Raw genomic sequence first — 25,073 nt, forward strand, 5'->3', positions numbered from 1 at the left:
GTTAACTTCTCATTCAGGCTTCAGCCGGCTCCGGCGCGGCGGGCACGGCGATCGGGCCCTTGCCCTGGCCGACCTGACCTTCGAAGATTTCGCGCATCAGCTGGAGCGAGAAGAGGTGCGCATAGATCAGCGGCAGCATGCCGTTCTGGTTGATCTTGCGCAGCTGGTCGCCACGCAGGTCGCGCAGCTTTTCCTCGTTGATCATCTTGAAACCGCGATAGACGAAGGGCTGCTCGGCGATCGGAGTCTGGATCGATACTTCGCCGTCCATCAGCAGGTCCATTTCCTGAAGATCCTTCACGAACTGGCCGGTGCGGGCCGCCGCCTGCTCGAAATCTTCGCAGAATTTCAGCACGCCCTGGGTCAGCTCGCTCGGCTTGCCGTCCACGAACAGCGGCTGGCCTTCTTCACCCGCGCCGACCGCCGGGCTGGTGGGGTCGAAGCACAGCGACAGTTCGTCACTTTCCTGACGCAGCTTGGCCAGCATCCAGGGGTAGCGGCGAACATAGGCCGGGACATAGGCCGGACCGCGCAGCTTGCCTTCGTCATCGACGAAGATGTTCACGCCTTCGTTCAGGCCCATCAGCAGCAGCGGCACGGAATCGGCGCCGGCCGAAAAGATGATCGGCGCAAAACGCTGAGCCGGCACGAATTCGTCGATGGTCAGCGGAACGGCATGCTGCGACACCAGGAAGGGGGCAGCCTCGACCGGCTTCACCTTGTAATCGATATGATCGACACTGCTCAGCGGCAGCAGGTCATTGTAGAAGATCGGCAGGGTATTCACGGGCGCGCTGGCCATGGTCAGGTCCATTCTCTCATAAAGCGGCGTGTTTTTGGGCACGCCGCAGGTCGCAACTTTGGGGCAGGGCGATATAGGCCTTGCGAGCCGGGCGCAATCGCTTTGTCAGCGGCGCGCGCCTACCGCATGATCAGCCTTCTCCGGGCAGCGGAATGAGCTTGCCGGGATTGAACAGCCCTTTGGGATCGAAGGCCGTCTTGATCGCGCGCAACGCCCCGATTCGGGCCGGTCCGGCCAGCCGCCCCAGTTCGGTTCGCTTCATCTGCCCGATGCCATGTTCGGCCGAAATGGAGCCGCCCGCCGCAACCACCGCGTCATGGACGAAGGCGTTGATCGCCTGCCCCTGCGCCGCGATCCAGGCCGGGCCGTCGCTCGTCCCCCTGGGCGCGCGAACATGGAAATGGACATTGCCGTCGCCCAGATGGCCGAAGGAGGAAGCCGTCGTGCCGGGGAAGGTGGCTTCCGTCGCTTCCGCCGCCTCTATCATGAAGGCGGGCATCTTCGCCACCGGCACGCTGATATCATATTGCAGCGCCGGCCCCTGCGCCCGCTCCGATTCCGACAGCGATTCGCGGATGCGCCAGAAGGCTTCGGCCTGCGCCTCATTGGCGGCGATGGCGGCGTCGACCGCAATCCCCCGTTCGAACGCCTCGGCCAGCGCCCCTTCCAGCCGTTCGGCTGGGGAGGGATCGGACAGGTCGGCATGATCCACCTCGATCAGCACATGCCAGGGCGTGCGCGTTTCGATCGGCGAGCGGGTGCCGGGAATATGCCCCAGTACGAAGCCCAGCGTGTCATCGGCGATCACCTCGAACCCCTCGACACTGTCGCCCAGCCGCTCTTCGGTCAGGCGCAGCAGCCGCAGCGCATCGGCCGGCGTCTCCACCCCGACCCAGCCGACACCGCGCGCGGCGATCGCCGGCACCAGCCGCAGCGACGCGGCGGTGACGACGCCGAGCGTCCCTTCCGCCCCGATCAGCAACTGTTTGATGTCATAGCCGCGATTATCCTTCTTCAGCGCATCCAGCCCGTCGAAGATGCTGCCGTCGGGCAGCACCGCCTCGATCCCCTCGACCAATGCCCGCATCGTCCCGTGGCGAAGCACCTGCGTCCCGCCCGCATTGGTGGACACCAGCCCCCCGACCGTGGCGGAGCCCTTTGCGCCCAGACTCAGCGGGAATCGCCGTCCTGCCGCTTCGGCGGCGTCATGCAGCACGCTCAGGATCACGCCAGCCTCGCACAGCGCCAGATTGTCGTCGGGGGAAAGGCTGCGAATATGGTTCATCCGCCGCAGCGACAGGATCAGCGCGCTGCCATCGGCCGGCGGCGTCGCGCCCCCCACCATCGACGTGTTGCCGCCCTGCGGCACCAGTGCGATACCCAGTTCCGCCGCCAGCTTCACCGTGTCGGCGACCTCCTGCGTGGATGCAGGGGAGAGGATCGCCATGGCTGCGCCATGATAGCGCCCGCGCCAGTCGCTGGTCCATGGGCTGATATCGTCCGGATCGGTCACGACCCCCTTGGGGCCGAGCAGGGCGATGAAGCGATCTATATGCTGCTGTTGTATCATGGGACGATGCTATGCCCCGGAATTCATCGACGGTTCAACCTTTCGGCGATAGCGTGCCAGTCCCAAAAAGGGGTTCGACTTGCTTCCATCCGTTCTGCTGCTGCTGATCGCGCCCGGCGCTGAGCCTGTGCAAATGGCGCAACTCACGATTCAGCAGCGTATTATCATCCGCGTGCCGATGGCGAAGAAGGGCAGGGCGCCTGCCCGAATCGCGCCGGAAGAGCAGCAGGCTTGGGAAGAAAAAAAGGGGCCGCGCTGCGTCGCCCTGCGCTCGATTCGCGGGGCCAGCATCGTCGTCGGCAATGGCGTTGACCTGATTCTCGCGGACAATCACCGCTATCGCGCCCGGCTCGAAAAGGGTTGCGACTCCGACGGATTCTATTCCGGCTTCTATGTGGAGCCGGATGATGACGGTTCGCTTTGTTCGGGCCGCGACGAATTGCAGGCGCGCAGCGGCCTTAGCTGCGGGATCGACAGCTTCCGTCGCCTGATCCCGATCGACGAAGAGGATTGATCCTTCTCTATAGGCGGCAAAATACGCGAATTTCTTGACAAGTGGCCGATATTTCCGCAATGCGCGGCCGATTTCCTGCATGCGGACGCGCATGTCGGCCACCTCCTGTCCGGACATATGAATGACTTTTGCCGATCTCGGCCTTTCCGACGAATTGCTCAGGGCCGTAACCGAATCCGGTTATGACACGCCGACGCCGATTCAGGCGCAGGCGATACCCCCCGTGCTGATGATGAAGGACATCATCGGCATCGCCCAGACGGGGACCGGCAAGACCGCCAGCTTCGTGCTGCCGATGATCGACATTCTCGCCCATGGCCGCGCCCGCGCGCTGATGCCGCGCAGCCTGATTCTGGAGCCGACCCGCGAACTCGCCGCCCAGGTGGCGGAGAATTTCGAGAAATACGGCAAATATCACAAGCTCTCCATGGCCTTGCTGATCGGCGGCGTGCAGATGGGCGATCAGATCAAGGCGCTGGAAAAGGGCGTCGACGTGCTGATCGCCACGCCGGGCCGCCTGATGGACCTGTTCCAGCGCGGCAAGATCCTGCTCAACGGCTGCTCGATGCTGGTCATCGACGAAGCCGACCGCATGCTCGACATGGGCTTCATCCCGGATATCGAGGAAATCTGCACCAAGCTGCCGGCGCAGCGCCAGACTTTGCTCTTTTCCGCAACCATGCCGCCGGTGATCAAGAAGCTGGCCGACCGCTTCCTGTCCAATCCCAAGTCGATCGAGGTGGCGCGCCCCGCCACTGCCTCCACCAATATCGTCCAGCATCTGGTGAAGGTCGATTCGCGCAAGAAGCGCGACGCCCTGTGCGACATGTTGCGCGTGGCGGACGTGACCAGCGCCGTCGTCTTCTGCAACCGCAAGACGACCGTGCGTGATCTCAACAAGGCGCTGCAACGGCAGGGCTTCCGTTCGGGCGAAATTCACGGCGACATCGACCAGTCGTCGCGCATCGCCGAACTGGAACGATTCCGCGACGGCACCGTCAATATCCTCGTCGCGTCGGATGTCGCGGCGCGCGGTCTGGATATCAAGGGCGTCAGCCACGTCTTCAACTTCGATGCACCCTGGCACCCGGACGATTATGTCCACCGTATCGGCCGCACCGGCCGGGCCGGCGCGACCGGCGTCGCCTTTACCTTCGTGACCGAGGCGGATGCCGAAGCGATCGACAATATCCAGAAGCTGATCGGCACCAAGATCGCCTATGCCCCATTGCCGGGCGGGTCGAGCCGTGAGGAGGAAGCGCCGCAGGAAGGTCGTCGCAGCGAAAGCCGCGACCGCAAGCCGGCCCGCCGCGAAGAAAAGCCGCGCGACGACAAGCGCCGTGAGGATCGTCCGGCCGAACGGGCTCGTGAGGATCGCAACGAAGAACGTCCGGCGGCACGTGCCCGCGACGATCGTCCGCGCGAAGACCGTCCCCGCACCGAACGCAAGGATCGCACGCCCCCGCCACAGCGTCGCCGCGATCCGGTGGACGATGGCCCGGACGACGGCTGGAACGGCCCCGTTCCCCACTTCCTGTCGGTCGGCTTCACCGGCTGAGCCTGTCGAAGGGCCGTACTTCTTGAAGAACAAGGCGGGGCCTCGACAGCCTCAGCCCGAACGGTTCTTATTTACGGCTCGATGCTCTAATCACGGGCTTCTATCCATAGGCTGCAACGAAAGAGGCACCCCTGAGAGGATCGGGGGTGCCTCTTTCGTTGCAGCCTGCCGCTGAACCCGGCATGATCGGGTTGGATTGTGATGACATTGTTCTGATTTAGCGCCGTCATTGCGAGCGCAGCGAAGCAATCCACTGGCGCGCCCATAGATTGCTTCGCTGCGCTCGCAATGACGATTCATGCTGATGTCATTCCACTATAATAGGCAGAGGTGGGGCATGAAGCCGGACAATATCGAACGTCTGACGAAGCTGGAGGCACTGCGCGCAGCGGGCGTGCTGACCGACGAAGAGTTTGCGGAGGAAAAGCGCAAGCTGCTCTCCGCCGGATCGACCCGCTGGCCGCTGATCCTCGGCGCGGGCGTGCTGGGCATCGCAGCCCTGCTGGCCATCGGCGCATGGTTGATGCCGGGCCAATGGTCGACTTCGGTTGCGCCGCCACAAGCCACCACGCCGCAGCCCGTCCTTACCCCGTCCGCGCCGGTCGCCACCACGCCGCCAGTCGCCCCGGCGGAACGTCTGGCCCGCGCGTTCGAGGCGGCGACCAGCCATCGCCGTCCCTTCGTGCAGACGGTGGAGGGCGAAGCCTTCACCATCACGCCCGTCCGGATCGTGGACCTGCCCTTCGGCCCCGCGCTGATCGCCACGCGCGAAATGAAGGATGGCTGCCACGCCTGCACCGGCTTCCTCAGCGTCTACTATCTGGCGGAGGATCAGGGGAAGACGGTCGTGCGCGCCGCCTATCCCGAAGCCGTGTCAGGCTGGGGATGGGGCTCCGGCCCGTCGGACTGGGATATTACCAACCGCTTCACCGCCAATCCCGCCATCTATGCGTCGGGCGGCTATACCGGGCAGGGCGTCACGGAATTAAGCGCGACCATCACGGAGCTTCGACCGGAAGGGCCGATCACACCGGAGTTGATCGGAACGGGCTATAGCGACGCCGGTGCGATCTCCGACGATAATCCGCGCAAGGCCTGCGAACTGGAGGGCCGGATCGCCAATGTCGTCAGAGACAAGGGCTTCGATGTCATCGTGACCGGCTCCGTCAGCCGGACGGAACATTATGGGAAGCGGCAGGGCAAATTCGTGCCCATGAACAAGCAGGACTGGGGATTGCCCTGCGGCGGGTGAGGGGGCGGTCGCCTGTCCTATTCACGCGCCCTTTGCTAAGGGACGATCACGACATGCTGATCCGCTGTTGGAAATAAAATTTCCAACATCTGTTCGGAAAGAACAGGATTTACGGGAAATATGCGAAGTTAAGCGGGACGAATCCAACAGGGGCAGCCATCCGGCCGCCCCCGCAGGTCGCTCTTATTTCGGGTCCAGCCGGGTGATCCCGCCCATATAAGGGACCAGCGCGTCCGGCACGATCACGCTGCCGTCGGCCTGCTGGTAATTCTCCAGCACCGCGACCAGCGTGCGTCCTACCGCCAGCCCCGACCCGTTCAGCGTGTGCAGGAAGACGGTCTGCTTCGATTCTTTCGGCTTGAACCGGGCGTTCATCCGCCGCGCCTGGAAATCGCCGCAGTTGGAGACGGAGCTGATCTCGCGATAGGTGTTCTGGCTCGGCAGCCAGACTTCCAGATCATAGGTCTTGCGCGCGCCAAAGCCCATGTCGCCCGTGCACAGCAACATCTTGCGATAGGGCAGGTTCAGCGCCTGCAAGATGCCCTCGGCCGCCCCGACCATCCGCTCATGTTCCGCCGCCGAGTCTTCGGGCGCACAGATGGCGACCAGTTCGACCTTCTCGAACTGATGCTGACGAATGAAGCCGCGCGTGTCCCGCCCGGCAGAGCCAGCCTCCGACCGGAAACAGGGTGTCAGCGCGGTCAGCCGCAGCGGCAGGCTGTCGGTCGGCACGATCTGGTCGTTCACCAGATTGGTCAGGCTGACCTCCGCCGTCGGGATCAGCCAGCGGCCATCCGTGGTCTTGAACAGGTCTTCGGCAAATTTCGGCAACTGCCCCGTGCCGAACAGCGCCTCATCCTTCACCAGCAGCGGAACGATCGTCTCTTCATAGCCGTTGGTCGCCGTCTGCGTGTCCAGCATGAACTGCGCCAGCGCCCGGTGCAGCCGCGCCATCTGTCCGCGCAATGCCGTGAAGCGTGCGCCCGACAGCCGTGCGCCGCCCTCGAAGTCCAGTCCCAGCGCCGGGCCGAAATCGGCATGGTCCCGCGGCGCGAAATCGAAGCTGCGCACCGTGCCCCAGCGGCTCAGTTCCACATTGTCCGTCTCGTCCGCGCCTGCCGGCACATCGTCGGCCGGCAGGTTGGGGATGGCGGCCAGCAGGGCGGTCAGCGCCTCGCCCGTCTCGCGATCGTCCGCTTCCAGCGCCGGCATGTTCTCCTTCAGCGCGGCGACCTCGGCCTTCAGCGCCTCGGCCTTTTCCATATCCCTGGCCGCCATCGCCTGACCGATCAGCTTGCTCGCCTCGTTGCGGCGGGCCTGGCCCTGCTGCAACTGGGTCTTGATGGCGCGGCTCTTCTCGTCGATCGCCAATATCTCGGCGGACAGCGGCGACAGGCCGCGCCGGGCGAGGGCGGCGTCGAAAGCGGCGGGATTTTCGCGGAGGAAGCGGATGTCGTGCATGGGTCAGCCCTATGCCGCTGTGCGACGGGCCGCGCAACCCTGTGCGCTGCCGTCCGTTGGTCTGACATCACGGATAATGCAAAAGGAGACGGCGATGCAGATCGATCATGACGCGATGATATTGGTGGCGGACGGGCGCAAGCTGCTCTTCTTTCGGAACAAGGGCGATTCCGCCTTCCCGCAACTGGAGGCGGAAGCGGTCAGGGTGCAGGATAATCCCTCTCATCTGGAACAGGCATCCGACCGGGTGGGCCAGTCCTCCTCCACCGGCACTGCATCCGGCACGATGGGCGAAAATAACTTTCACGAACTGGAGGAGCAGCGCTTTGCTGCGCAGGCCGCCGAGCTGCTCAAGCAGCGCGCCTTCGCGCAGGATTATAAAAAGCTGATCATCGTCGCGCCGCCGACGGCGCTCGGCGAAATGCGCAAGCATCTGCACAAGGAAGTGCGCGACCGGCTGGTGGGAGAGATTGCCAAGGATCTGACCAACCATCCCGTACCCGAAATCGAAAAGCTGATCGCCGCCAGCTAAGCTGCGCGACCCAAAGCCCAAAAAAGAGGGCGGCCCGAATATCGGACCGCCCTCTTTTTTCTGTCCGCTGTGTCTGCCGTCAGGCCGCCGCCTGCGCCTTGCGATCGGCGAAGCGCTTGCGCGCGATCAGCGCGACCGCTGCCGCACCGAACAGAAGCACCATGGGCGGCGCCGGAACATCGGTGCCACCGGTGCTGCTCGAGCCCCCGCTCGAGCTGCTGGAAGAGGAACTGCTCGACGAGCTGCTGCTCGACGAGGAGGAACTGCCGCTCGATCCGGTGCTGCTGCCCGTGCTGCCGAAGCTGGACGAACCGCCCGACGAGGAGGAACTGCCGCTGGACGAGGAACTGCTGCTGCTTGATCCGCTCGACCCGCTGGAACCCGAGCTGGAATGATCCGGCTTGTCGGGCTTGTGCGGCTTGCCGCCGCTCGATCCGCCCGAGCTGCTCGAAGACGAGCTGGAGGAGGAAGAAGAGGACGAACTGGAACTGGAGGAGGAAGACGAGCTGGAGCTGACCCCCGACGAAGTCGAAACGCCGCCGGTGGAGGTGGAAACACCACCCGTCGACGTAGAAACGCCGCCAGTGGAGGTCGATACGCCACCGGTCGATGTGGAAACGCCACCCGTGGTCGAGCTGGTCGAGCTGCTGATGCCGCCGGTCGAGCTGCTGGTCGAGGAGATCACGACCGAACCGCCGCTCCCGCCGCCACCGCCGCCGAAGAAGCCACCGATGAAGCCACCGCCGCCAAAGCCGCCGCCACCGCCCATCACGACGGGCACCGATCCGCCACCGCCCGACATCACCGGCATTTCGGCCGGGGGCAGGGGGATGGGGGCTGGCTGGCTGGTGACGGTCACGACCTGAGCCGGTGTGACGGTCTTCACCGTCTGGACCGTCTTCACGACCTTGCGCTTCACGGTGCGCACGGCATAGCGCTTCTTGGGCGCCGCCTTCATGCTCTTATAGCTGTGGACCACCGCCGGACGCGTGTTCTCGGCCACATGGACGGCCCCGCCGCCAATGATCGCCCCGCCGCAAGTGCAGGCACATAATTTTGCCAATGCCATCCGTACCGACATAGGATCCACTCTTATTCTTGTTTACCCCTGGGCCGCCGCCGATTTGTGGCCGGATGCGGTTGAGGAACTTCCCGTACGTAATAACGCAAAACAAACGGTTAATCGCAAGTCTGTTAACCCTGATTCCGCCTTTCAAGTCTAGGGAAATCCTTCCTTTGCTTGAAGGAATATGGTTAACGTCCCACATTGGTACGCAGGCGGCCGACAGGATAAATTAACCTTGTTTGGCTTTTCGACCACCGGTGATTTGCCGGACCCGGCCTCGAAGGCCGATCTTGCTGCAAAAACACGCAGTTCTTGGCGGGGAGGCGCAGATTGCCCGCTTGTGTCGGTCTGCCCCGATGGCTATGAGGCCCGCACAATCAAGTCATGGGCGCCCGGACACTATAAGCGCTGGGGCCTTTCGAGTCGGAGAGCCAGATGGCATCGGTGCTGAATTCCGATAAAGACGGCGAAAAGCCGCCCAAATCGACTGTAACGCTTCCCGCCGACTATCGGCCGTCGCCTGACGAAGAGTTCATGAATCCCTTGCAGCTGGAATATTTCCGCCAGCGCCTGTGGGACTGGAAGAAGCAGATCCTCGCCGAGGCGGAAGGCACGCTGGCGGTGCTGCAAAATGAACCGCTGCGCGAACCCGACCTGAACGATCGCGCGTCGAGCGAAACCGACTGGTCGATCGAACTGCGCACCCGCGATCGCCAGCGCAAACTGATCTCGAAGATCGACTCCGCGTTGCGCCGTATCGATGACGGCGAATATGGCTATTGCGAAGTTACCGGCGAACCCATTTCGCTGGGTCGGCTGGAAGCGCGGCCGATCGCGACCATGACGGTCGAGGCGCAGGAGCGGCACGAGCGGCAGGAAAAGATCTCCCGCGACGATTAACGCTTTGTCCACCACCCCGCGATTAGGATGACGATCATTCGGATATCATTTAATCGCGGGTCAGTTCATGGACGAAGAACGGGATATTTCTGATCGGGGGCCGGCACGTGCCGCGCCGCGCGACAGCCTGTTTCTGCTGACGACGCTTTGTACGCCCGAAGGCGCGGAACTCGGCAAGGCGCGTATCCGCAACCTTTCGGCCACCGGTCTGATGGCCGATTGTGAGCGGGCCATTGCCGTCGGCGCCAGCGTCATGTGCGATTTGCGCGGCGTAGGGAAGGTGTCGGGCATCATCGCTTGGTCGCGCGACGACAAGATCGGTATGGCCTTCGACGAAGCCATCGATCCCCAGCTTGCGCGCAAGCCGGTCAGCGGCAAGGGGCAGCAGGGCGTGCCGGATTATCTGCGCACGCATCAGATGCAGGCGCCGCGCCGCTGAACGCCCTTCCTTTTCAGGAAAAATAAAAGCCCCGCGACCATTGGTCTTCGGGGCTTGTTGCGCCGTAGCTATGCCAGAGCACCAGCGACCGGAAGGGTCGGATCGGCGGTCTCCGCCGCCGGATCCTGACCTCCTCCCAGCACGCAACACGGATGTCAGTGTTGCGCTGCCATCTCCTCTTTCAACCGCAGTTTCTGCTTTTTGAGCGATGCTACCAGGATGGCGTCGGGCATGGGCCGACTCGACTCCGCCTTGATTCGGGCCTCAAGGCCGGCATGCTTTGCTGAAAGAGCTGAAACGTGGCTGTTTTCCATGACATTCTCCTTACGAGGGGTGATGGACGACAAAGTAGATCATGATTCGCATGGCTTGTCTTGCGGTGATTCGCGCTTTGCGATGGACCGCCTGCAAATTTGCGATGGCCCGCACGATCCTGCCCGGCTATCAGGGCGGTTCGAGCGCAGGTCAGGGAGGCAATGGGCGCGGTGAGCCGGGAAGACATTATGCGCCGTCTGGAGTTGCTGCGGGTGGAGCATCGCGACCTCGACAGCGCGATCGCGGCCCTTGCGGAAGCGGGCGGCGGCGACCAGATGCAGATTGCGCGGTTCAAGAAGCGCAAGCTGCGTCTGCGGGACGAGATCGCCTCGCTGGAGGATTCGCTGGTTCCGGACATCATCGCCTGAGCGGCTTTCCTTGCAATTTCCGGTTAATGGTTCGCTAACCGATCCCAAATGGGACATTGCGTGCCCCGGCGGCCATTTCGAGCCAGCCAACAGGCCTGACAAATTTGTAAAAATATGGCAGCAACGCGGGATGCGGAATGCAGCCTTTCTTGATCCTGGCCTTCATCGCCGTCTGGTCGACGGCCTCTATCTGGAAGCCATGGTGATGGCGGATGAGGCGCGCACTTATTTCGATGGCAGTGCGTCTCTGGATGATGGCGGCAATGACCCATTGCGCCGTGTCGCTTTCGCCTGCGAATCGCTCAAGGTGACGACGCGACTGATGCACATCATCGCCTGGCTGCTCAGCCAGCGGGCCTGGCAGCGCGGCGAGATTGGCGACGCGGATCTGGTCGACGAGAAATATCGGCTCGGCCGCGCAACCCAGACCGATGCCGAACTGGCGGGCAGCTTCCCCTTCACCGCCCGCGCCTTGATCGAGGCGAGCCAGGAGCTGTACGACCGCGTCGCCCGGCTTCAGGACCGGATGGACCTGATGACGGGGCAGGGGGAACAGGGCAGCGCCGGTCCGGCGCGTGCCTTGTGGGACCGGCTGAGCGGCGCTTTCTGACATTTGGCGGACAATTGACGCCGGCTGGACGCTTCCGGGCTGGCTTTGGCGCACAAAGTTGGGCTAGACCAGCGGCATGACCGATGGTTTGCGGATCAGACGCCGCGTTTCAGGCTGCCCGCACACCGCTCGGCTTCTCCTTGCGCCGTTGCTGTTGACTGCCCCTTGCGTCGCGCGGGCGCAGCAGCCTGCGTCGGCGGAAGCCGCGCCCGATCCAACTCAGTCGCTGGAAGCGATGCCCGATATCGGCGTCGACTGGCCGGACATGGGGCAGCCCGATACCGTCACGCCCTTGCCCGACGACCCCGCCGATGCGCAGGCACAGGCGCCCGCCACGCCGACGCCGAATGTCGATCCGGCTCAGCCCGCCGATGCTCAGCCCGCCGCCGAAACGGAGGTTGCGCCGCCCGAAGACAATGTCGGTTTCACCGATGCCGGGGAAGAACGCCGCTACACGGTTCAGTTGACCGGGATAGACGCTATCGCCGATGCGCAATTCACCCTGCGCTTCGATGAATTGTCGGTCCTGCGGCAGGGGCAGGGCAAGTCCGCCAACCTCGCCCAGATCAACCGGCGCATGAAGGAAGATGGCGAACTGCTCGACCGGCTGCTGCGCGCCAAGGGCTTTTATGCCGCCCGCATTCGCAGCGCCGTCGCCGCGCCTCCACCGGGCAGCGACCGCCTGTCCGTCACTTTCGACATCGTGCCCGGCACCCAGTATCTGCTCGATTCCGTGGACGTAAGCGGCTTGGCCGAAACAGCCGACCGCGAGGCCGATCTACGCGCCGCCTTCCCGCCCAAAACCGGTGATCCGGTCGATGCCGACAAGATATTGGCCGGGCGCGATGCGCTGGCGACCAAGCTCGCCGAAAGCGGCTTCCCCTTCGCCAAGGTGGACGAGCCCGAAGTGCGGATCGACCATGAAGAGCGCAAGGGCGATCTGGACGTCATCGTCACGCCTGGCGGTTTCCGCCGCTTCGGCGCGATCAAGATGGCGGACGACACGCTGTTCGATGCGCATCATGTGCAGGAAATCGCCCGTTTCGATCCGGGCGATCCCTATATGGCCTCCGATGTCGAGGATTTGCGCCGGGCGATCGTCGCCACCGGCCTCGTCTCTTCGGTCAGCCTGACGCCCAGGGATGCGGGCGATGGCGAGCATGTCGATCTGGACGTCGGCCTGCGCCCCGCGCCGCTGCGCACCATCGCGGGCGAACTGGGCTATGGCACGGGCGAAGGCTATCGCGCCGAAGTCAGCTGGCAGCATCGCAATCTCTTCCCGCCCGAAGGCGCGGCGACGGTGCGCGGTGTGCTGGGTACGCAGGAACAGACCGGCTCCTTCACCTATCGCCGCAACAATTTCAAACGGCGCGACAATGTGCTGACCGGTCTGGTGTCGATCAGCAATATCAAGCGGGACGCCTATGATGCGCGCACCATCACCCTGTCCGGCTCGATCGAGCGGCAGAGCAATATCCTGTTCCAGAAGAAATGGGTCTGGCGCTTCGGCGGGGAACTGATCGCGTCGGACGAAGCCGATGCCTTCAGCGGCGGCGCACGCCGCACCTTCCTGATCGGGGCGGTGCCGGTCAGCCTGACCTATGACGGCAGCGACGATCTGCTCAATCCCAGCAAGGGCTTCCGTCTGGGCGCTCGCGTCAGCCCCGAACTTTCCTTCCAGGACAAGACTTTCGGCTATGCCCGCGTGCAGGTCGACGCCAGCGTCTATCAGCCGGTGAGTGATCGGGTGGTCGTGGCTGCCCGCACCCGCTTCGGCACGATCCTGGGGTCGAGCGTTGAGCAGATCGCACCGTCCCGCCGCTTCTATGCCGGCGGTGGCGCGTCGGTGCGCGGCTATGGCTATCAGGCGATCGGCCCGCGCTACGGCGAGGATGACGATCCGGTCGGCGGCAAGAGCCTGGCCGAATTCTCGCTCGAAACCCGCGTCCGCTTTGGCAATTTCGGCGTCGTGCCCTTTGTCGATGCCGGCAATATCTCGACCAGTTTCCTGCCGCGCTTCCGCGACCTGCGCGTCGGCGCGGGTATGGGCGTGCGCTATTATAGCAGCTTCGGGCCGATCCGTGTCGATGTCGGCACGCCGATCAATCCCCAGTCGGGCGATCCGAAGGTCGCCGTCTATGTCTCGCTGGGGCAGGCCTTCTGATGGCGGAAGACGCGATCCCGGCTCCGCCCGTGCCGCCACCGCCACCCGCGCCACGCCCCCGCCGGGCATGGGACGGGCGCTGGCAGCGCTGGCTGCTGGGCGTCATCGCCAGTCTGCTCCTGATCGTCGTCGGCGCGCTCGTCTGGCTCGATACTACGCCCGGCCATCGTTTCCTTGCCTCGCGCATCGCCACCATCAAGCCCGTGTCCGGCCTGCGCATGCGCGTCGACCGGATCGATGGCAGCATCTATCGCAAGCTGGTCCTGCACAATCTGGCGCTGTCCGATCCCAAGGGCGTGTTTCTGGACGCGCCGCGCGTGGAACTGGACTGGTGGCCCTTCGCCTGGGTATCGAACCGGCTGGACATAGACCGTCTGGTGATCCCGCGCGCGACCCTGCGCAAATTGCCCAAGCTCAACCCGACCCAGCGGCAGGGGCCGATCCTGCCGGGCTTTGACATTCGCCTGATGCAATTTTCCGTCGGTCGGCTCGATGTCGCCCCAGCCATCGCTGGCCGGGCGCAGGTCGCGACCATGGCGGGCGATGCCGATGTGCGCGGCGGCCGGGCGATCATCGATCTGACGGCCCGGACGCTGGACGGCGGCGACGCGCTGACGATCGCGCTGGACAGCCGCCCGGACAAGGATCGCTTCTCGCTCGACGTTACGGTCAATGCCCCCAAAGGCGGCGTGCTGGCGGCGATGGCGGGGCTGAAGCAGGCGGCCAATCTGCGCATCGGTGGCAAGGGTAGCTGGAGCCGCTGGGATGGGCGCCTTTTCGCCACGCTGGACGCCGTCCCCGCCGCCGATTTCACGCTGGCCGCGCGCAGTGGCGCCTATTCCGCGCGGGGTTCGATCGAGGGCGCGGCGATATCGGGCAACGGCCTGCTCCGCCGCATGGCCGATCCGCGCCTGATGGTCCGCGCTAATGGTACGATGGTCGATCGGGTGATCGACGGCCATGTCATGCTGCAATCCACCGCCTTCGATCTGGGGGCGGACGGCGCGATCGACCTGCGCAACAATGCGCTCGACAATATGCTGCTGACGCTCAAGCTCGCCCGCCCGCAGGCGCTGCTCAAGACGATGCGTGGCAGCGATATCAGCGCAAAGGTCCGGCTGGACGGCCCGTTCGCCGCGCTGGGCTATGAATATCTGCTCACCGCCAAACAGATCGCCTTCGAAAAGACCGTCATCCATGACGTCCGCGCCGAAGGCAAAGGCCGCGCTGGCAAGGGGCCTGCGCTGATCCCGGTCAAGCTGCGCGCACGCCGTCTGGACGGGCAGGGCGACCTGATCGAAGGTATAGTGCGCAATTTCCAGATTGATGGCGTGCTGCAACTCAAGGGGCAGCAGATCGTCAGCAATCCCATGCCCTTCCGGTCGGACAAGCTGCGCGGCAAGCTGGTGGCGACTGCCGATCTCAAGACCGGCCGCTATGACATCGGCCTGGACGGGCAACTCACTAATCTGTTCATTCGCGGCCTTGGCATCGTCGACCTGACCTCCCGCCTGCGTGCCGCACCGCGCGCCGATGGCGCATTCGGCCTGACCGGCACTGCGCTGGCGCGGGTGCGGCGGCTGGACAATGAATTTCTGCGCTCGCTGGGCGGTGGTCTGCCGACGGTGCGCGGCGGGCTGGACCTGCTCAAGGGCGGCGAACTGGCGCTGACCAATTTGACGCTGGAGTCGCCGCTCCTCACCCTGACCGGTCGCGGGCTGCGCCATCCCGACCAGACGCTGCATCTGGAAGCGAGCGGACGGCATCAGCGCTATGGCCCGCTGCAACTCACGCTTGATGGCATGATCGAGCACCCCACCATCGACCTGCTGCTGCAACGGCCGATGGATGCGCTGGGCCTGCGCGATGTGAAGGCGCATCTGATCCCCGATGCCAGTGGCTATAGCTATGTCGCCAATGGCGGATCGACGCTTGGGCCTTTCGCCGGCCGGGGTGTGATCCTGTTGCCGCCCGGTGGGCAGGCGGTGGTGCGCGTCGCCAATCTCGCCGTGTCGGGTGTCACCGCCAGCGGGGATATCCGGCCGATCAATGGCGGACTGGACGGGCAACTGGCGGTCAACGGCCCGGTCACGGGCTATATCGGTTTCAAGCCGATCAATGATGTCCAGCAGGTCCAGCTTCAACTCAACGCCAGTGACGCCAGCTTCGAAGGGCCGACCGTCATCGCGGTGCGGCGTGGCACCCTCAACGGCACGATCCTGCTCGATCCCGACGGCACGACCGTCACCGCCACGGCGCAGGCGCGGGGCCTGCGCGTGGGCGGCGTGCTGCTCGGCCGCTTTGCCGCCAATGCCGAACTGGTCGATGGCAAGGGCAAGATACGCGGCAGCCTGGCAGGGCAGCGGGGCCGCATCTTCGATCTTCAGGGTGAAGCACAGGTGGAGCCGGACAGCATCCGCCTGTCGGCCGGCGGCACCATCGACAAGCGCGCCATCCGGCTCGACCGGGCGGCCCTGCTGACACGAACGGAGGATGGCTGGCGCCTGTCGCCCGCGACGATCAGCTATGCCGGCGGGTCGCTGCAACTGGCCGGTGAACTGGGTGCCGCGTCGACCCATGTCGAGGCACGGATGCAGAAACTGCCTTTGTCTTTGCTCGACATCGCCTATGACAATCTGGGGCTGGGCGGCATGGCGACCGGATCGCTCAGCTATGTGCAGCCGCGCGGTGGCCTGCCCACCGGCAAGGCGGAACTGCGCATCCGTGGCCTGTCCCGATCCGGCCTGTCGCTCAGCTCCCGCCCGGTCGATGTCGGCGTCAACGCGATCCTGTCGCCGGATCGGCTGGCGACGCGCATGGTCTTCGTGTCCGATGGCAAGACGATCGGACAGGCGCAGGCCTTGCTCAACCCGCTGGGCAGCGACGGCAATCTGGTCGACCGGCTGAACAAAGCGCCCTTCTTCGCCCAGTTGCGCTATAATGGCACCGCTGACACGCTGTGGCGCCTGGTGGGCGTGGAGATTGTCGACATTGGCGGCCCAGTCGCCGTATCGGCCGACATGCGCGGCACGCTGGGCGAACCGGCGATCACCGGCACCTTCACCACCGATAATGCGACGATCAACAGCCCGGTTACGGGCATGCGGCTGAACGGCGTCAAGGCGCGCGGTCGCTTCTCCGGCGCGCAACTCGTCATCTCCAGCTTTGCCGCCAACGCGCAAAATGGCGGCACGGTGAACGGCACCGGCCGCTTCACCTTCAACGGTATCGCGGGCGTCGGCATGAACCTGGCGCTTCAGGCGGATAATGCCGCGCTGCTGGAACGGGACGATATCGCCGCGACCGTCACCGGCCCGATCACCATCCGCTCCGATGGCGTGGGCGGCACAATCGGCGGCGACCTGACGCTCAACAAGAGCCGCTTCACCATGGGCCGCGCCGCCGCCGTCGCGGAAATCCCGGAACTGCGCGTGATAGAGGTCAACCGCGCCGGTGACGAAATCGAACGCGCACGCGCCGTTACCCCCTGGACCCTCGCCATCAAGGCACGGGCGCGCAACCGTCTGGCCGTCACCGGGCTGGGCATAGAAAGCGAATGGCGCGCCAATCTGGACATTGGCGGTTCGGTGACCAATCCCGCGCTGGCGGGCACGGCCGATCTCCTCAAGGGCACCTATGACTTTGCCGGCCGCCGCTTCGACCTGCGCGAAGGCAAGATCCAGTTTGACGGCCGCAGCCCGATCAACCCCACGCTGGATATCGATGCGGAGGCGGACGTCAGCGATCTGAGCGCCACCATCCATGTCGGCGGCACCGGCCTCAAGCCCGACATCACCTTCAGCAGCACGCCCGCCTTGCCGCAGGACGAACTGCTCTCGCGCATCCTGTTCGGCACCTCGATCACCAGCCTGTCCGCACCCGAAGCGTTGCAGCTGGCATCGGCGGTGGGTTCGCTTCAGGGCAATGGCGGGCTGGACCCGATCAATGCGGTGCGCAAGGCGGCCGGGCTGGACCGGCTGCGCATCATCGCCGCCGATCCGACCCAGGGGCAGGGGACATCGATCGCGGCGGGCAAATATCTGACCCGCAAAACCTATGTGGAACTGATCACCGACGGACAGGGCTATAGTGCGACCCGGATGGAATATCAGGTGACTCGCTGGCTGTCGCTGCTAGGGGCGATCTCCACATTGGGGCGCCAGAGCGCCAACGTGCGGGTGTCCAAGGATTATTGATGTGACCAAAAGCCGTATCGACGCCACCACAGCGATCAGCGTGATGGACCTGTTCACCATCGGCATCGGCCCGTCCAGCTCGCACACCGTCGGGCCGATGCGCGCGGCGCTGATGTTCATGGACACGCTGCCGTCTCATCCCGACCGGGTCCAGTGCGAATTGTTTGGATCGCTGGCCCTGACCGGCCGGGGCCATGCCACCGACAGCGCCATCCTGCTCGGCCTGTCGGGCTATCGTCCGGAAAGCGTCGATCCCGATGCCATCGCCGATATTCTCACCGCGATTCGCAGTGATCGCCGCATCCGCGCCGGCAGCGCCCTGGACCATTGGGTCGCGTTCGAGGAGGATCGCGACCTGCTGTTCCGCATGGGCGAATTTCTGGAGGCGCACAGCAACGGCATGCGCTTTACCGCCTGGCTGCCGGACCGGGCGGAACCGCTGGTGCGCGACTATTATTCGATCGGCGGCGGAGCGGTGCTGCCCGGTGTCGTGCCGGTCAGCGACGATGCCCCGCTCGGCCACAATGTGGTGCAGCCCTATCCCTTCTCCTCCGGCGTCGAAATGCTGGCGCAGGGGGAAGCCAGCGGCCTGTCGATCGCGACTCTGGTCCTGCGCAACGAAGGCGCCTGGCGCGTACAGGCGGAAACCGACGGCTTTCTCGACAGCGTGATCGACGCCATGTCTGCCTCGATCGATCGCGGGCTGGAACAGGAAGGCCTCCTGCCCGGTGGCCTCAAGGTCCGCCGACGCGCCCGCGCCATTCATCAGCGCCTGCGCCTGCAACAGGATGCGCTGGGACCGGCCCAGATTTTCGAATGGGTCAGCCTGTTTGCGCTGGCGGTGAATGAGGAAAATGCTGCGGGTGGCCGGGTCGTCACTGCACCCACCAATGGCGCGGCGGGTGTGATCCCGGCGGTCCTCCATTATTATCGCCGCTTCGTCCCCGGCGCCGATCGCGATGGCGAGCGCCGCTTCCTGCTCACCGCCGCAGCGATCGGCTTCCTCTACAAGAAGCGCGCCTCCATCTCCGCCGCCGAAATGGGCTGTCAGGGGGAAGTGGGCGTCGCCTGCTCCATGGCGGCAGCCGGGCTCGCGGCGGTGCTGGGCGGCACCAACCAGCAGATCGAAAATGCCGCCGAAATCGGCATGGAACATAATCTTGGCCTCACCTGCGACCCCATCGGTGGGCTGGTCCAGATCCCCTGCATCGAACGCAACACGATGGGCGCCGTCAAGGCGATCAACGCCGCCTATCTCGCGCTTCAGGGCGACGGCCGCCATATCGTTAGCCTGGACGCGGTAATCGAAACCATGCGCCAGACAGGGGAGGATATGGCCAGCCGCTACAAGGAAACCTCGCTCGGCGGCCTTGCCGTCAATGTGGTGGAATGCTGAAGCGGGTTCCTTCGCTTCATCGCTTCCGCGCCACATCTGCCAGACGAACAGAGCCGATTTCGTGTCATTAATATCACATAATCAAACGTTTATCTGGCGTTCATGAAACAAAGGCGGCCGCTCCGGCTTCATCGCCTCACCCCGTCGAAAGGGGAGAGAATGACGAACGGAGTATCTGTTATGCGTAAGTTGATGGTCGCAACCCTTCTGGCCGGCGCAACCGTCGCCACCCCCGCGCTGGCGCAGGATGTCGGCCCGACCTTCACCGGTCCGCGCGTCGAAGCGATCCTGGGCTATGACCGCACCGGCGCCGGCAGCGATGTCGATAATGACAATGGCCGGGACGATCAGAATATCGATGGCCTGCTCTATGGTGTCGGCGCTGGCTATGACGTCAACCTCGGCAGCGCGGTTGTCGGCGTGGAAGGCGAATATACCGACTCCACCGCCAAGAGCAGCCGCCGCGACTTTTCCGATCAGTTCGGCTTCGGCCGCGTGAAGCAGGGCCGCGACCTCTATATCGGTGCGCGCGCCGGTATCCTCGCCAACCCGCAGACGCTGGTCTATGTGAAGGGCGGCTATACCAACACCAAGCTGGACGTGCTGGCCGGCGACACCGACGAGACGACCGACACCGCTTTCAAGCTGGACGGCTGGCGCATCGGTGCGGGCGTGGAACGGGCGATCAACGCCAACACCTTCGCCAAGGTGGAATATCGCTATTCCAAATATGAGGATGCCCACATCAACTTCGCCGACGGTTCGACCAGCAGCGAATTCGGCATCGACACCGACCGCCATCAGGTCGTCGGCAGCATCGGCTGGCGTTTCTAAGGTTTCGCTCCTTTAGTCCGCACTGCCCCCGTTCGGTTCGGGCCTGTCGAGAACGCTCTCGCGCGCCGGTTTGACGGGGAACGGAGCAGACTGAAGGCGCAAAGCAGGTCGAGGGGGAAGGGGCCGGTCATGCGATCGGCCCCTTTTTCCGTCGTCACGCCGATGCCCCCTATCTGCCCGCCTGCGGGGATGCTATTTACATCCTTGTGAGTAACGCGATTCCCCATCTGTATCCGGTCGGCATCGACCCCGAAGACATCGACTTCATGGGTCATGTCAACAATGCCAGCTACCTCAAATGGGTGCAGAATGCCGTGCTGGACCATTGGCGCGCACTGGCCCCGGCCGAAGCGGTCGCCCAGCATCTGTGGGTCGCGCTCAAGCATGAAATCACCTATCGCAAGCCCACTTTCCTCGACGACGAAGTGATCGCCACCGTCCTGCTGGAAAAGGTGCAGGGCGCCCGCGCCTTCTACGAAACGGTGATCCGCCGGGGCGAGGAAGTGCTGGCGGAGGTCAAGTCCAGCTGGTGCTGCGTCGATGCCAGCAGCCTTAGGCCGGCGCGGCTGACGCGGGAAGTGATCCAGCATTTCTTCCCCGGAGATGAGGGCGAAGAGCGCGCCTGATCGACGGGCGGCTTATGGTTTGAACGGTGGAAAGCGAGCATAATTTCCTCTCCCATCGGGAGAGGAAGGGGCCCGCTCGGCGCAGCCGAGTGGGAAGGTGAGGGTGATGCTTTACCCTCACCCTTCCGCCGTGCTTCGCACGGCTCCCTCCCTCTCCCAGCGGGAGAGGGAATTTGACCAATCCCCCTACAGCGTCGCCTCAATTTCCCGTGCGGCCATGTCGGGATTTTCCGCCTGGCTGATCGGGCGGCCGATCACCAGCATTGATGCGCCCCGGTCCAGCGCCTCGCGCGGGGTTACGGCGCGCTTCTGGTCGCCCATGGCGCCGCCCGTCGGGCGCACACCGGGCACCACGAAATAGCCGTCATTCCAGGCCGCCTTGGCGATCGCCACTTCCGCGCCCGAACAGACGATGCCGTCCAGCCCCGCGCTCTGCGCCAGATCGGCGAGACGTCGCACCTGATCCTCCGCCTTGCCGCCCACGCCGATGTCCAGCAGGTCGCCATCGTCCAGGCTGGTCAGCACGGTGACGGCGACGACCTTCGTATTCACGCCCGCAGCAGCCTTCGCATCCTCCAGCATGGCGCGGCCGCCGGCGGCGTGGACGGTCAGCACAGCCGGCTCCAGCAGGTGCAGGGCCTGCACCGCCTTGGCCACCGTATTGGGAATGTCGTGCAGTTTCAGGTCGAGGAAGATCGGCAGGCCGAACTTCATCATCTCATGCACGCCATGATGGCCGTTGGCGCAGAAAAATTCGAGGCCCAGTTTCAGCCCACCGACATGATGCTTCACCTGCCCGGCAAGCGTCTGCGCCTTGCTCAGGTCGGGCGTGTCGATGGCGACATAGATGGGGCTGCTCATGCTGGTCCTGTAAGGCTGGGATTGGCGGTAGGGGAGTCCGTAATCGCCGCAACGGCGGGCTGTTCGGGCGCCAGAGCAGCCGGTGTCGGCGCTGGCGGGGGGGAAGCCGCCGCGGCGGTCGCGGCGGCGAGCGCCCGTTCGCTGCTGTCCAGCCGACGCTTCAGGCGCCAGCGGGTGGCCCGCGCCATGATCCAGAAGGGCAGGGCGCCCAGCAGGAACGCGCCGATCAGCAGGACGGGCAATTTGGTGTCCATCACCATGTCGCCCCACAGGCGCACGGTCACGGGAACATAATTCGCCATGCAGAAGAAGGCGAGCCCCACGGCGATGACGACCCAGAAGGCTGTCCGCAAAAATTGCATAGGCTTGAAACCCCTTGCTGCTGCTTTCGGGCAGCTTAGGCGATTGCAGCCGATTTCGAAAGCGTCGGATCGATTTTGTCTATGGCGATGGTCATGGACAGATGCGCCGCTGCTCCGGCGGGCAGTACGGTCATGCCGCCCCGGTTGATCGCGTCCGGCATATGGCTGACCGGTTCCAGACAGAAATCCTTGCTGCCGGGCGGGCGATAGACATGCAGATAGTCGGCGCCCGTAGCGTCAACCGTCAGGCGCAGCCCATCGCCACGATCGACCACCGCCGGGCCGGTCCAGCCGATATAGGCATTGTCGACCAGCGTGTCGCCGCGCACGATCGCGGGCTGCGACCAGTCGCCCAGTGTATCGGCGGGCGCTTCCTGGTCGGGCAGCATGTCGGGCGTCGAGAGCCACAGGCCGCGCGCATCGAAGCGCAGCGTCGTCGCTGCATCGGCCAGAAAATAGGGATGGAAGCCCAGACCTGCGGGCATCGGGGCGTCACCGATATTGGTGAGAGACAGCGACATGGACAATTGGGTCGGGGTCAGTGCGACATGCTGCTCCGCCCGATAGGTCCATGGCCAGCCTGCATCGCCTTCATGCACATGAGTTAGGCGCGTGGACGAAACATCTGTCTCGCTCGCTGTCCACTTCGTCTGCCAGCCAAAGCCATGGATGCTGTGCGGATGATCGCCGAAATTGAGCGGTAGCTGATAATCCTGCCCGTCAAAGGCGAACCGCCCATCCGCTATGCGATTGGCATAGGGGACGAGCGGGAAGCTGGCCATCGCCAGCGGATCGGCAGCGTCGGCAGGCGCCCGGCGCAGCAGGTCGACGCCATCCAGCGCCAGCGACAGCAGCGATCCGCCGACCGTGGGGGAGAGGGCCGCTTCCAGCCCTTCCGCCTTTAGCGTGATAATGTTCTTGCTCAGCCGACCATATCCTCAAGCTCGCGGCCCTTGGTTTCATGCACCATGGCGCGGACGAAGAAGAAGCTGATCGCCGCGAACAGCGCATAGCCGGTGTAGGTGACGACCAGCCCCGGCGATACGGCCAGCGAGGGGAAGCTGACCGAAATGGCGGCGTTGGCGATCCACTGGGCAAAGCCCGCGACCGCCAGGCCCGATCCCCGGATCTGGTTCGGGAACATTTCGCCCAGCATCACCCACATGATCGGACCCCAGCTGAGGTTGAAGAAGATCACATAGAGGTTCGCCGCGATCAGCGCCATCAGGCCGTTATGGCCGGGCAGGCTGACGCCGCCATCCGCGCCGGTGACGGCGGTGGAGAAGGCATAGGCGACCACCGCCAGCGTCACGGCCATGCCGGCCGATCCGATCAGCAGCAGCGGCTTGCGGCCGATCTTGTCCACCAGCATGATGGTGCCAAGGCACGCGCCGATCGACAGCACGCCCGACAGGATGTTGATCTGAAGCGCATTGTCTTCCGAAAAGCCGACGGCTTCCCACAGGGTCGCGCCATAATAGAAGACGACATTGATGCCGACCAGCTGTTGGAAGACGGCAAGGCCAATGCCGGTCCACACGATCGGGCGGATCTTGCCGGTGGTCTTGCTGATCAGGTCGGACAATTTCGGGCGGTGATGATCGGCGGCGAGACTGGCGCGGATTTCCGTCACCTTGCGCGCGGCTTCCTGCGGCCCGAACAGGCGGGTCAGGACTTCCAGTGCGCGCTTGTCCTGTCCGCGCGCGACCAGATAGCGGGGGCTTTCGGGAATGACGAGCAGAGCGAGGAAATAGATGGCGGCCGGGATCGCCTGCAACCAGAACATCCAGCGCCAGGCCGGAAAGTCCAGCCATAGCGGCGCGGTCGATCCACCAGCATAGCGGGCGAGCACGAAATTGGCGACGAACGCGCCGGTCAGGCCGGAGATGATCATCACCTGCTGCACCGACGACAGCCGGCCACGCACATTGGCGGGGGTGACTTCGGAGATGTAGACGGGCGAAATGACGCTGGCGGCGCCGACGCCCAGACCGCCGATGATGCGGGCGATGATGAAGATGGCGGAGGAGCCGGCCGCGCCGGCGACCAGCGCGCTGACGAGGAAGAGGATGGCGGCGAGCATCATCACGCCGCGTCGACCGATAATGTCGGCCATGCGGCCTGCGCCGAACGCACCGATCGAAGACCCGACCAGAATCGCGCCGACATTGACGCCGATGCCCAGCTTGCCCAGATCGAAGGCTGCTTCCAGCCCCTTCTGCGTGCCGTTGATGACGCCCGAATCATAGCCGAACATGAAGCCGCCGATCGTCGCGACGGCGACAATCGCGGCGATGAAGGCCATATTGACCCTCTCGGCGCTCCCCTCACTCATTATAAAGTTCCTTCCAAATCTCTCATTATATCGTTGCGATGTGCCCCGGCAGCCCCGCGACGCCCGGATCGAAGGCGAACAGATCGCCTGCCAGAGGCTGTTCTGTCAACGCTGTCATATCCAGCCCCTTGCGCGCCGTCGTCGCATAGGCGGTCCGAAGGTCCGGGCCGCCAAAGGCGATCTTGGTAATGTTGGCGACGGGGAAGCGGATTTCCCGCATCAGCTTGCCGGCCGGATCATAGCGGCGCACCGCCCATCCGCCGAACAGGCCGGTCCACAGGCAGCCTTCGGCATCCACGGTGGGACCGTCGGGATAGCCTGCACCCTCCTCGATCTTGGTGAACAGGGTCGTGTTGCCGACCGATCCGTCCTGCTCCAGTTGCGTGCGCCAGATGCGCTTGCCCAGCGTGTCGGTATGATAGAGCGTGCGCCCGTCCGGCGACAGGGCCGGGCCGTTGGTGATCGATACGCAGGGAAGGCCAGCCTCGACGCAGGCGCCTTTGTGGAAGCGGTAGAAATAGCCGCTATCGGCTTCCTCCGCATCATCCATCGATCCGAACCACAGCGCGCCGTCCGGCGCGACGCAGGCATCATTCTGGCGATTGCCGGGCAGATGCGCTTCTGGCGCGTGGATCAGCGTGAAGCTGGTCTGCACCGGGTCGAAACGATGCACGCCCGATTGCAGGCCGACTGCGAACAGGCCGTCGTCGGTGGGCACTATCCAGCCCACCTGACCCGGCGCCGCCCAGCTTTGTCCGACATCGATCGCCGGATCATAGCGATGGATGCGATGCGCCTTGATATCGACGAACCACAGCGCCGCGTCGCGCGCGACCCAGACCGGGCCTTCGCCCAGCGTCGCGCCGACCGACAGGACGCTTTGCGGCGCGGTGGAGAGATCGGCCGTCATGT

At 64.5% G+C, this 25,073-nt stretch carries 24 protein-coding genes; 15 read left to right on the forward strand and 9 right to left on the reverse strand.

What is annotated here, in order from left to right; genetic code table 11:
* Nucleotides 1–13 precede the first annotated feature (13 nt).
* Together BMX92_RS20430 and BMX92_RS20435 are read right to left on the reverse strand one after the other, a co-directional pair.
* Complete coding sequence (locus tag BMX92_RS20430; RefSeq protein ID WP_093020035.1) at nucleotides 14–802, reverse strand: SapC family protein; 789 nt, start codon at nucleotides 800–802, stop codon at nucleotides 14–16.
* A 130-nt stretch (nucleotides 803–932) separates the two neighbouring features.
* Nucleotides 933–2,372, reverse strand: coding sequence for an FAD-binding oxidoreductase (locus BMX92_RS20435; protein WP_093019969.1), 1,440 nt, complete (start codon nucleotides 2,370–2,372; stop codon nucleotides 933–935).
* Nucleotides 2,373–2,451: 79 nt separating this feature from the next.
* Between BMX92_RS20435 and BMX92_RS20440 the strand changes: the two genes are divergently transcribed.
* The 3 genes from BMX92_RS20440 (at nucleotide 2,452) to BMX92_RS20450 (ending at nucleotide 5,696) form a co-directional block, all read left to right on the forward strand.
* Complete coding sequence (locus tag BMX92_RS20440; RefSeq protein WP_093019971.1) at nucleotides 2,452–2,886, forward strand: hypothetical protein; 435 nt, start codon at nucleotides 2,452–2,454, stop codon at nucleotides 2,884–2,886.
* Nucleotides 2,887–3,007: 121 nt separating this feature from the next.
* A complete protein-coding gene (locus tag BMX92_RS20445; RefSeq protein WP_093019973.1) occupies nucleotides 3,008–4,444 on the forward strand; it encodes a DEAD/DEAH box helicase in 1,437 nt (478 codons plus the stop codon).
* Between the two features lie 337 nt (nucleotides 4,445–4,781).
* Complete coding sequence (locus BMX92_RS20450) at nucleotides 4,782–5,696, forward strand: SHOCT domain-containing protein (protein WP_218145815.1); 915 nt, start codon at nucleotides 4,782–4,784, stop codon at nucleotides 5,694–5,696.
* Nucleotides 5,697–5,879: 183 nt separating this feature from the next.
* Here the strand turns inward: BMX92_RS20450 and serS are convergent, their stop codons facing one another.
* The gene (gene serS / locus BMX92_RS20455; RefSeq protein ID WP_093019977.1) at nucleotides 5,880–7,157 is read right to left on the reverse strand and encodes a serine--tRNA ligase; all 1,278 of its coding nucleotides are present in this window, start codon (nucleotides 7,155–7,157) and stop codon (nucleotides 5,880–5,882) included.
* A 94-nt stretch (nucleotides 7,158–7,251) separates the two neighbouring features.
* Here serS and BMX92_RS20460 point away from each other — a divergent pair, with 94 nt between their 5' ends.
* From BMX92_RS20460 to BMX92_RS20480, 5 genes are all read left to right on the forward strand, one after another.
* Nucleotides 7,252–7,689, forward strand: a complete 438-nt coding sequence (locus BMX92_RS20460; protein WP_093020037.1) for a host attachment family protein — start codon at nucleotides 7,252–7,254, stop codon at nucleotides 7,687–7,689.
* A 116-nt stretch (nucleotides 7,690–7,805) separates the two neighbouring features.
* Nucleotides 7,806–8,084: a hypothetical protein gene (locus tag BMX92_RS27465; RefSeq protein ID WP_256213529.1), complete on the forward strand. Its 279-nt coding sequence runs from the start codon at nucleotides 7,806–7,808 to the stop codon at nucleotides 8,082–8,084.
* 6 nt (nucleotides 8,085–8,090) lie between these two features.
* Nucleotides 8,091–8,555 carry a hypothetical protein gene (locus tag BMX92_RS20470; RefSeq protein ID WP_256213530.1) on the forward strand — a complete coding sequence of 155 codons (465 nt, stop codon included), beginning with the start codon at nucleotides 8,091–8,093 and terminating at the stop codon, nucleotides 8,553–8,555.
* 635 nt (nucleotides 8,556–9,190) lie between these two features.
* A complete protein-coding gene (dksA, locus tag BMX92_RS20475; protein ID WP_093019981.1) occupies nucleotides 9,191–9,655 on the forward strand; it encodes an RNA polymerase-binding protein DksA in 465 nt (154 codons plus the stop codon).
* A gap of 67 nt (nucleotides 9,656–9,722) precedes the next feature.
* Nucleotides 9,723–10,094, forward strand: coding sequence for a PilZ domain-containing protein (locus tag BMX92_RS20480; protein ID WP_093019983.1), 372 nt, complete (start codon nucleotides 9,723–9,725; stop codon nucleotides 10,092–10,094).
* Nucleotides 10,095–10,249: 155 nt separating this feature from the next.
* On the opposite strand, the gene BMX92_RS20485 is transcribed toward BMX92_RS20480, so the two are convergent.
* Nucleotides 10,250–10,408: a YdcH family protein gene (locus BMX92_RS20485; protein WP_083952561.1), complete on the reverse strand. Its 159-nt coding sequence runs from the start codon at nucleotides 10,406–10,408 to the stop codon at nucleotides 10,250–10,252.
* A 189-nt stretch (nucleotides 10,409–10,597) separates the two neighbouring features.
* Here BMX92_RS20485 and BMX92_RS20490 point away from each other — a divergent pair, with 189 nt between their 5' ends.
* From BMX92_RS20490 to BMX92_RS20520, 7 genes are all read left to right on the forward strand, one after another.
* Complete coding sequence (locus tag BMX92_RS20490; protein WP_093020041.1) at nucleotides 10,598–10,777, forward strand: YdcH family protein; 180 nt, start codon at nucleotides 10,598–10,600, stop codon at nucleotides 10,775–10,777.
* Nucleotides 10,778–10,907: 130 nt separating this feature from the next.
* On the forward strand, nucleotides 10,908–11,387 hold the full coding sequence (locus tag BMX92_RS20495) for a DUF1465 family protein (RefSeq protein ID WP_093019985.1): 480 nt from the start codon (nucleotides 10,908–10,910) through the stop codon (nucleotides 11,385–11,387).
* Between the two features lie 76 nt (nucleotides 11,388–11,463).
* Nucleotides 11,464–13,551, forward strand: coding sequence for an autotransporter assembly complex protein TamA (locus BMX92_RS20500; RefSeq protein ID WP_093019987.1), 2,088 nt, complete (start codon nucleotides 11,464–11,466; stop codon nucleotides 13,549–13,551).
* Entirely contained in the window at nucleotides 13,551–17,747 is a 4,197-nt protein-coding gene (locus BMX92_RS20505) for a translocation/assembly module TamB domain-containing protein (protein WP_093019989.1), read from the forward strand. The genes BMX92_RS20500 and BMX92_RS20505 overlap by 1 nt, the downstream gene beginning before the upstream one ends.
* A gap of 1 nt (nucleotide 17,748) precedes the next feature.
* Entirely contained in the window at nucleotides 17,749–19,143 is a 1,395-nt protein-coding gene (locus BMX92_RS20510) for an L-serine ammonia-lyase (RefSeq protein WP_093019991.1), read from the forward strand.
* 180 nt (nucleotides 19,144–19,323) lie between these two features.
* On the forward strand, nucleotides 19,324–19,977 hold the full coding sequence (locus tag BMX92_RS20515; protein WP_093019993.1) for an outer membrane protein: 654 nt from the start codon (nucleotides 19,324–19,326) through the stop codon (nucleotides 19,975–19,977).
* Nucleotides 19,978–20,183: 206 nt separating this feature from the next.
* The gene (locus BMX92_RS20520) at nucleotides 20,184–20,603 is read left to right on the forward strand and encodes an acyl-CoA thioesterase (protein ID WP_093019995.1); all 420 of its coding nucleotides are present in this window, start codon (nucleotides 20,184–20,186) and stop codon (nucleotides 20,601–20,603) included.
* 186 nt (nucleotides 20,604–20,789) lie between these two features.
* Here the strand turns inward: BMX92_RS20520 and pyrF are convergent, their stop codons facing one another.
* The 5 genes from pyrF to BMX92_RS20545 are packed head-to-tail and all read right to left on the reverse strand — an operon-like array spanning nucleotide 20,790 to nucleotide 25,071.
* Complete coding sequence (gene pyrF / locus BMX92_RS20525) at nucleotides 20,790–21,464, reverse strand: orotidine-5'-phosphate decarboxylase (RefSeq protein ID WP_093019997.1); 675 nt, start codon at nucleotides 21,462–21,464, stop codon at nucleotides 20,790–20,792.
* Nucleotides 21,461–21,826 carry a LapA family protein gene (locus BMX92_RS20530; protein WP_093019999.1) on the reverse strand — a complete coding sequence of 122 codons (366 nt, stop codon included), beginning with the start codon at nucleotides 21,824–21,826 and terminating at the stop codon, nucleotides 21,461–21,463. The genes pyrF and BMX92_RS20530 overlap by 4 nt, the downstream gene beginning before the upstream one ends.
* A gap of 35 nt (nucleotides 21,827–21,861) precedes the next feature.
* Complete coding sequence (locus BMX92_RS20535) at nucleotides 21,862–22,752, reverse strand: aldose 1-epimerase (protein WP_093020001.1); 891 nt, start codon at nucleotides 22,750–22,752, stop codon at nucleotides 21,862–21,864.
* On the reverse strand, nucleotides 22,749–24,161 hold the full coding sequence (locus BMX92_RS20540; protein ID WP_093020003.1) for a sugar porter family MFS transporter: 1,413 nt from the start codon (nucleotides 24,159–24,161) through the stop codon (nucleotides 22,749–22,751). Before BMX92_RS20540 ends, BMX92_RS20535 begins: the two co-directional genes overlap by 4 nt.
* A 25-nt stretch (nucleotides 24,162–24,186) precedes the next feature.
* Nucleotides 24,187–25,071 (reverse strand): SMP-30/gluconolactonase/LRE family protein, encoded by an 885-nt coding sequence (locus BMX92_RS20545; RefSeq protein ID WP_093020043.1) that lies wholly within the window; start codon nucleotides 25,069–25,071, stop codon nucleotides 24,187–24,189.
* Nucleotides 25,072–25,073: the final 2 nt, after the last annotated feature.

It is taken from the genome of Sphingobium sp. YR768 (assembly GCF_900111125.1).
Lineage (GTDB): Bacteria > Pseudomonadota > Alphaproteobacteria > Sphingomonadales > Sphingomonadaceae > Sphingobium.

What these genes read in the sequence shown, in the direction of transcription:
- BMX92_RS20430 (WP_093020035.1), bottom strand. Translation starts at nt 802, where the DNA reads ATGGCCAGCGCGCCCGTGAATACCCTGCCGATCTTCTACAATGACCTG.
- BMX92_RS20435 (WP_093019969.1), bottom strand. Translation starts at nt 2,372, where the DNA reads ATGATACAACAGCAGCATATAGATCGCTTCATCGCCCTGCTCGGCCCC.
- BMX92_RS20445 (WP_093019973.1), top strand. Translation starts at nt 3,008, where the DNA reads ATGACTTTTGCCGATCTCGGCCTTTCCGACGAATTGCTCAGGGCCGTA.
- BMX92_RS20450 (WP_218145815.1), top strand. Translation starts at nt 4,782, where the DNA reads ATGAAGCCGGACAATATCGAACGTCTGACGAAGCTGGAGGCACTGCGC.
- serS (WP_093019977.1), bottom strand. Translation starts at nt 7,157, where the DNA reads ATGCACGACATCCGCTTCCTCCGCGAAAATCCCGCCGCTTTCGACGCC.
- BMX92_RS20460 (WP_093020037.1), top strand. Translation starts at nt 7,252, where the DNA reads ATGCAGATCGATCATGACGCGATGATATTGGTGGCGGACGGGCGCAAG.
- dksA (WP_093019981.1), top strand. Translation starts at nt 9,191, where the DNA reads ATGGCATCGGTGCTGAATTCCGATAAAGACGGCGAAAAGCCGCCCAAA.
- BMX92_RS20480 (WP_093019983.1), top strand. Translation starts at nt 9,723, where the DNA reads ATGGACGAAGAACGGGATATTTCTGATCGGGGGCCGGCACGTGCCGCG.
- BMX92_RS20485 (WP_083952561.1), bottom strand. Translation starts at nt 10,408, where the DNA reads ATGGAAAACAGCCACGTTTCAGCTCTTTCAGCAAAGCATGCCGGCCTT.
- BMX92_RS20490 (WP_093020041.1), top strand. Translation starts at nt 10,598, where the DNA reads ATGCGCCGTCTGGAGTTGCTGCGGGTGGAGCATCGCGACCTCGACAGC.
- BMX92_RS20495 (WP_093019985.1), top strand. Translation starts at nt 10,908, where the DNA reads ATGCGGAATGCAGCCTTTCTTGATCCTGGCCTTCATCGCCGTCTGGTC.
- BMX92_RS20500 (WP_093019987.1), top strand. Translation starts at nt 11,464, where the DNA reads ATGACCGATGGTTTGCGGATCAGACGCCGCGTTTCAGGCTGCCCGCAC.
- BMX92_RS20505 (WP_093019989.1), top strand. Translation starts at nt 13,551, where the DNA reads ATGGCGGAAGACGCGATCCCGGCTCCGCCCGTGCCGCCACCGCCACCC.
- BMX92_RS20515 (WP_093019993.1), top strand. Translation starts at nt 19,324, where the DNA reads ATGCGTAAGTTGATGGTCGCAACCCTTCTGGCCGGCGCAACCGTCGCC.
- pyrF (WP_093019997.1), bottom strand. Translation starts at nt 21,464, where the DNA reads ATGAGCAGCCCCATCTATGTCGCCATCGACACGCCCGACCTGAGCAAG.
- BMX92_RS20530 (WP_093019999.1), bottom strand. Translation starts at nt 21,826, where the DNA reads ATGCAATTTTTGCGGACAGCCTTCTGGGTCGTCATCGCCGTGGGGCTC.
- BMX92_RS20540 (WP_093020003.1), bottom strand. Translation starts at nt 24,161, where the DNA reads ATGAGTGAGGGGAGCGCCGAGAGGGTCAATATGGCCTTCATCGCCGCG.
- BMX92_RS20545 (WP_093020043.1), bottom strand. Translation starts at nt 25,071, where the DNA reads ATGACGGCCGATCTCTCCACCGCGCCGCAAAGCGTCCTGTCGGTCGGC.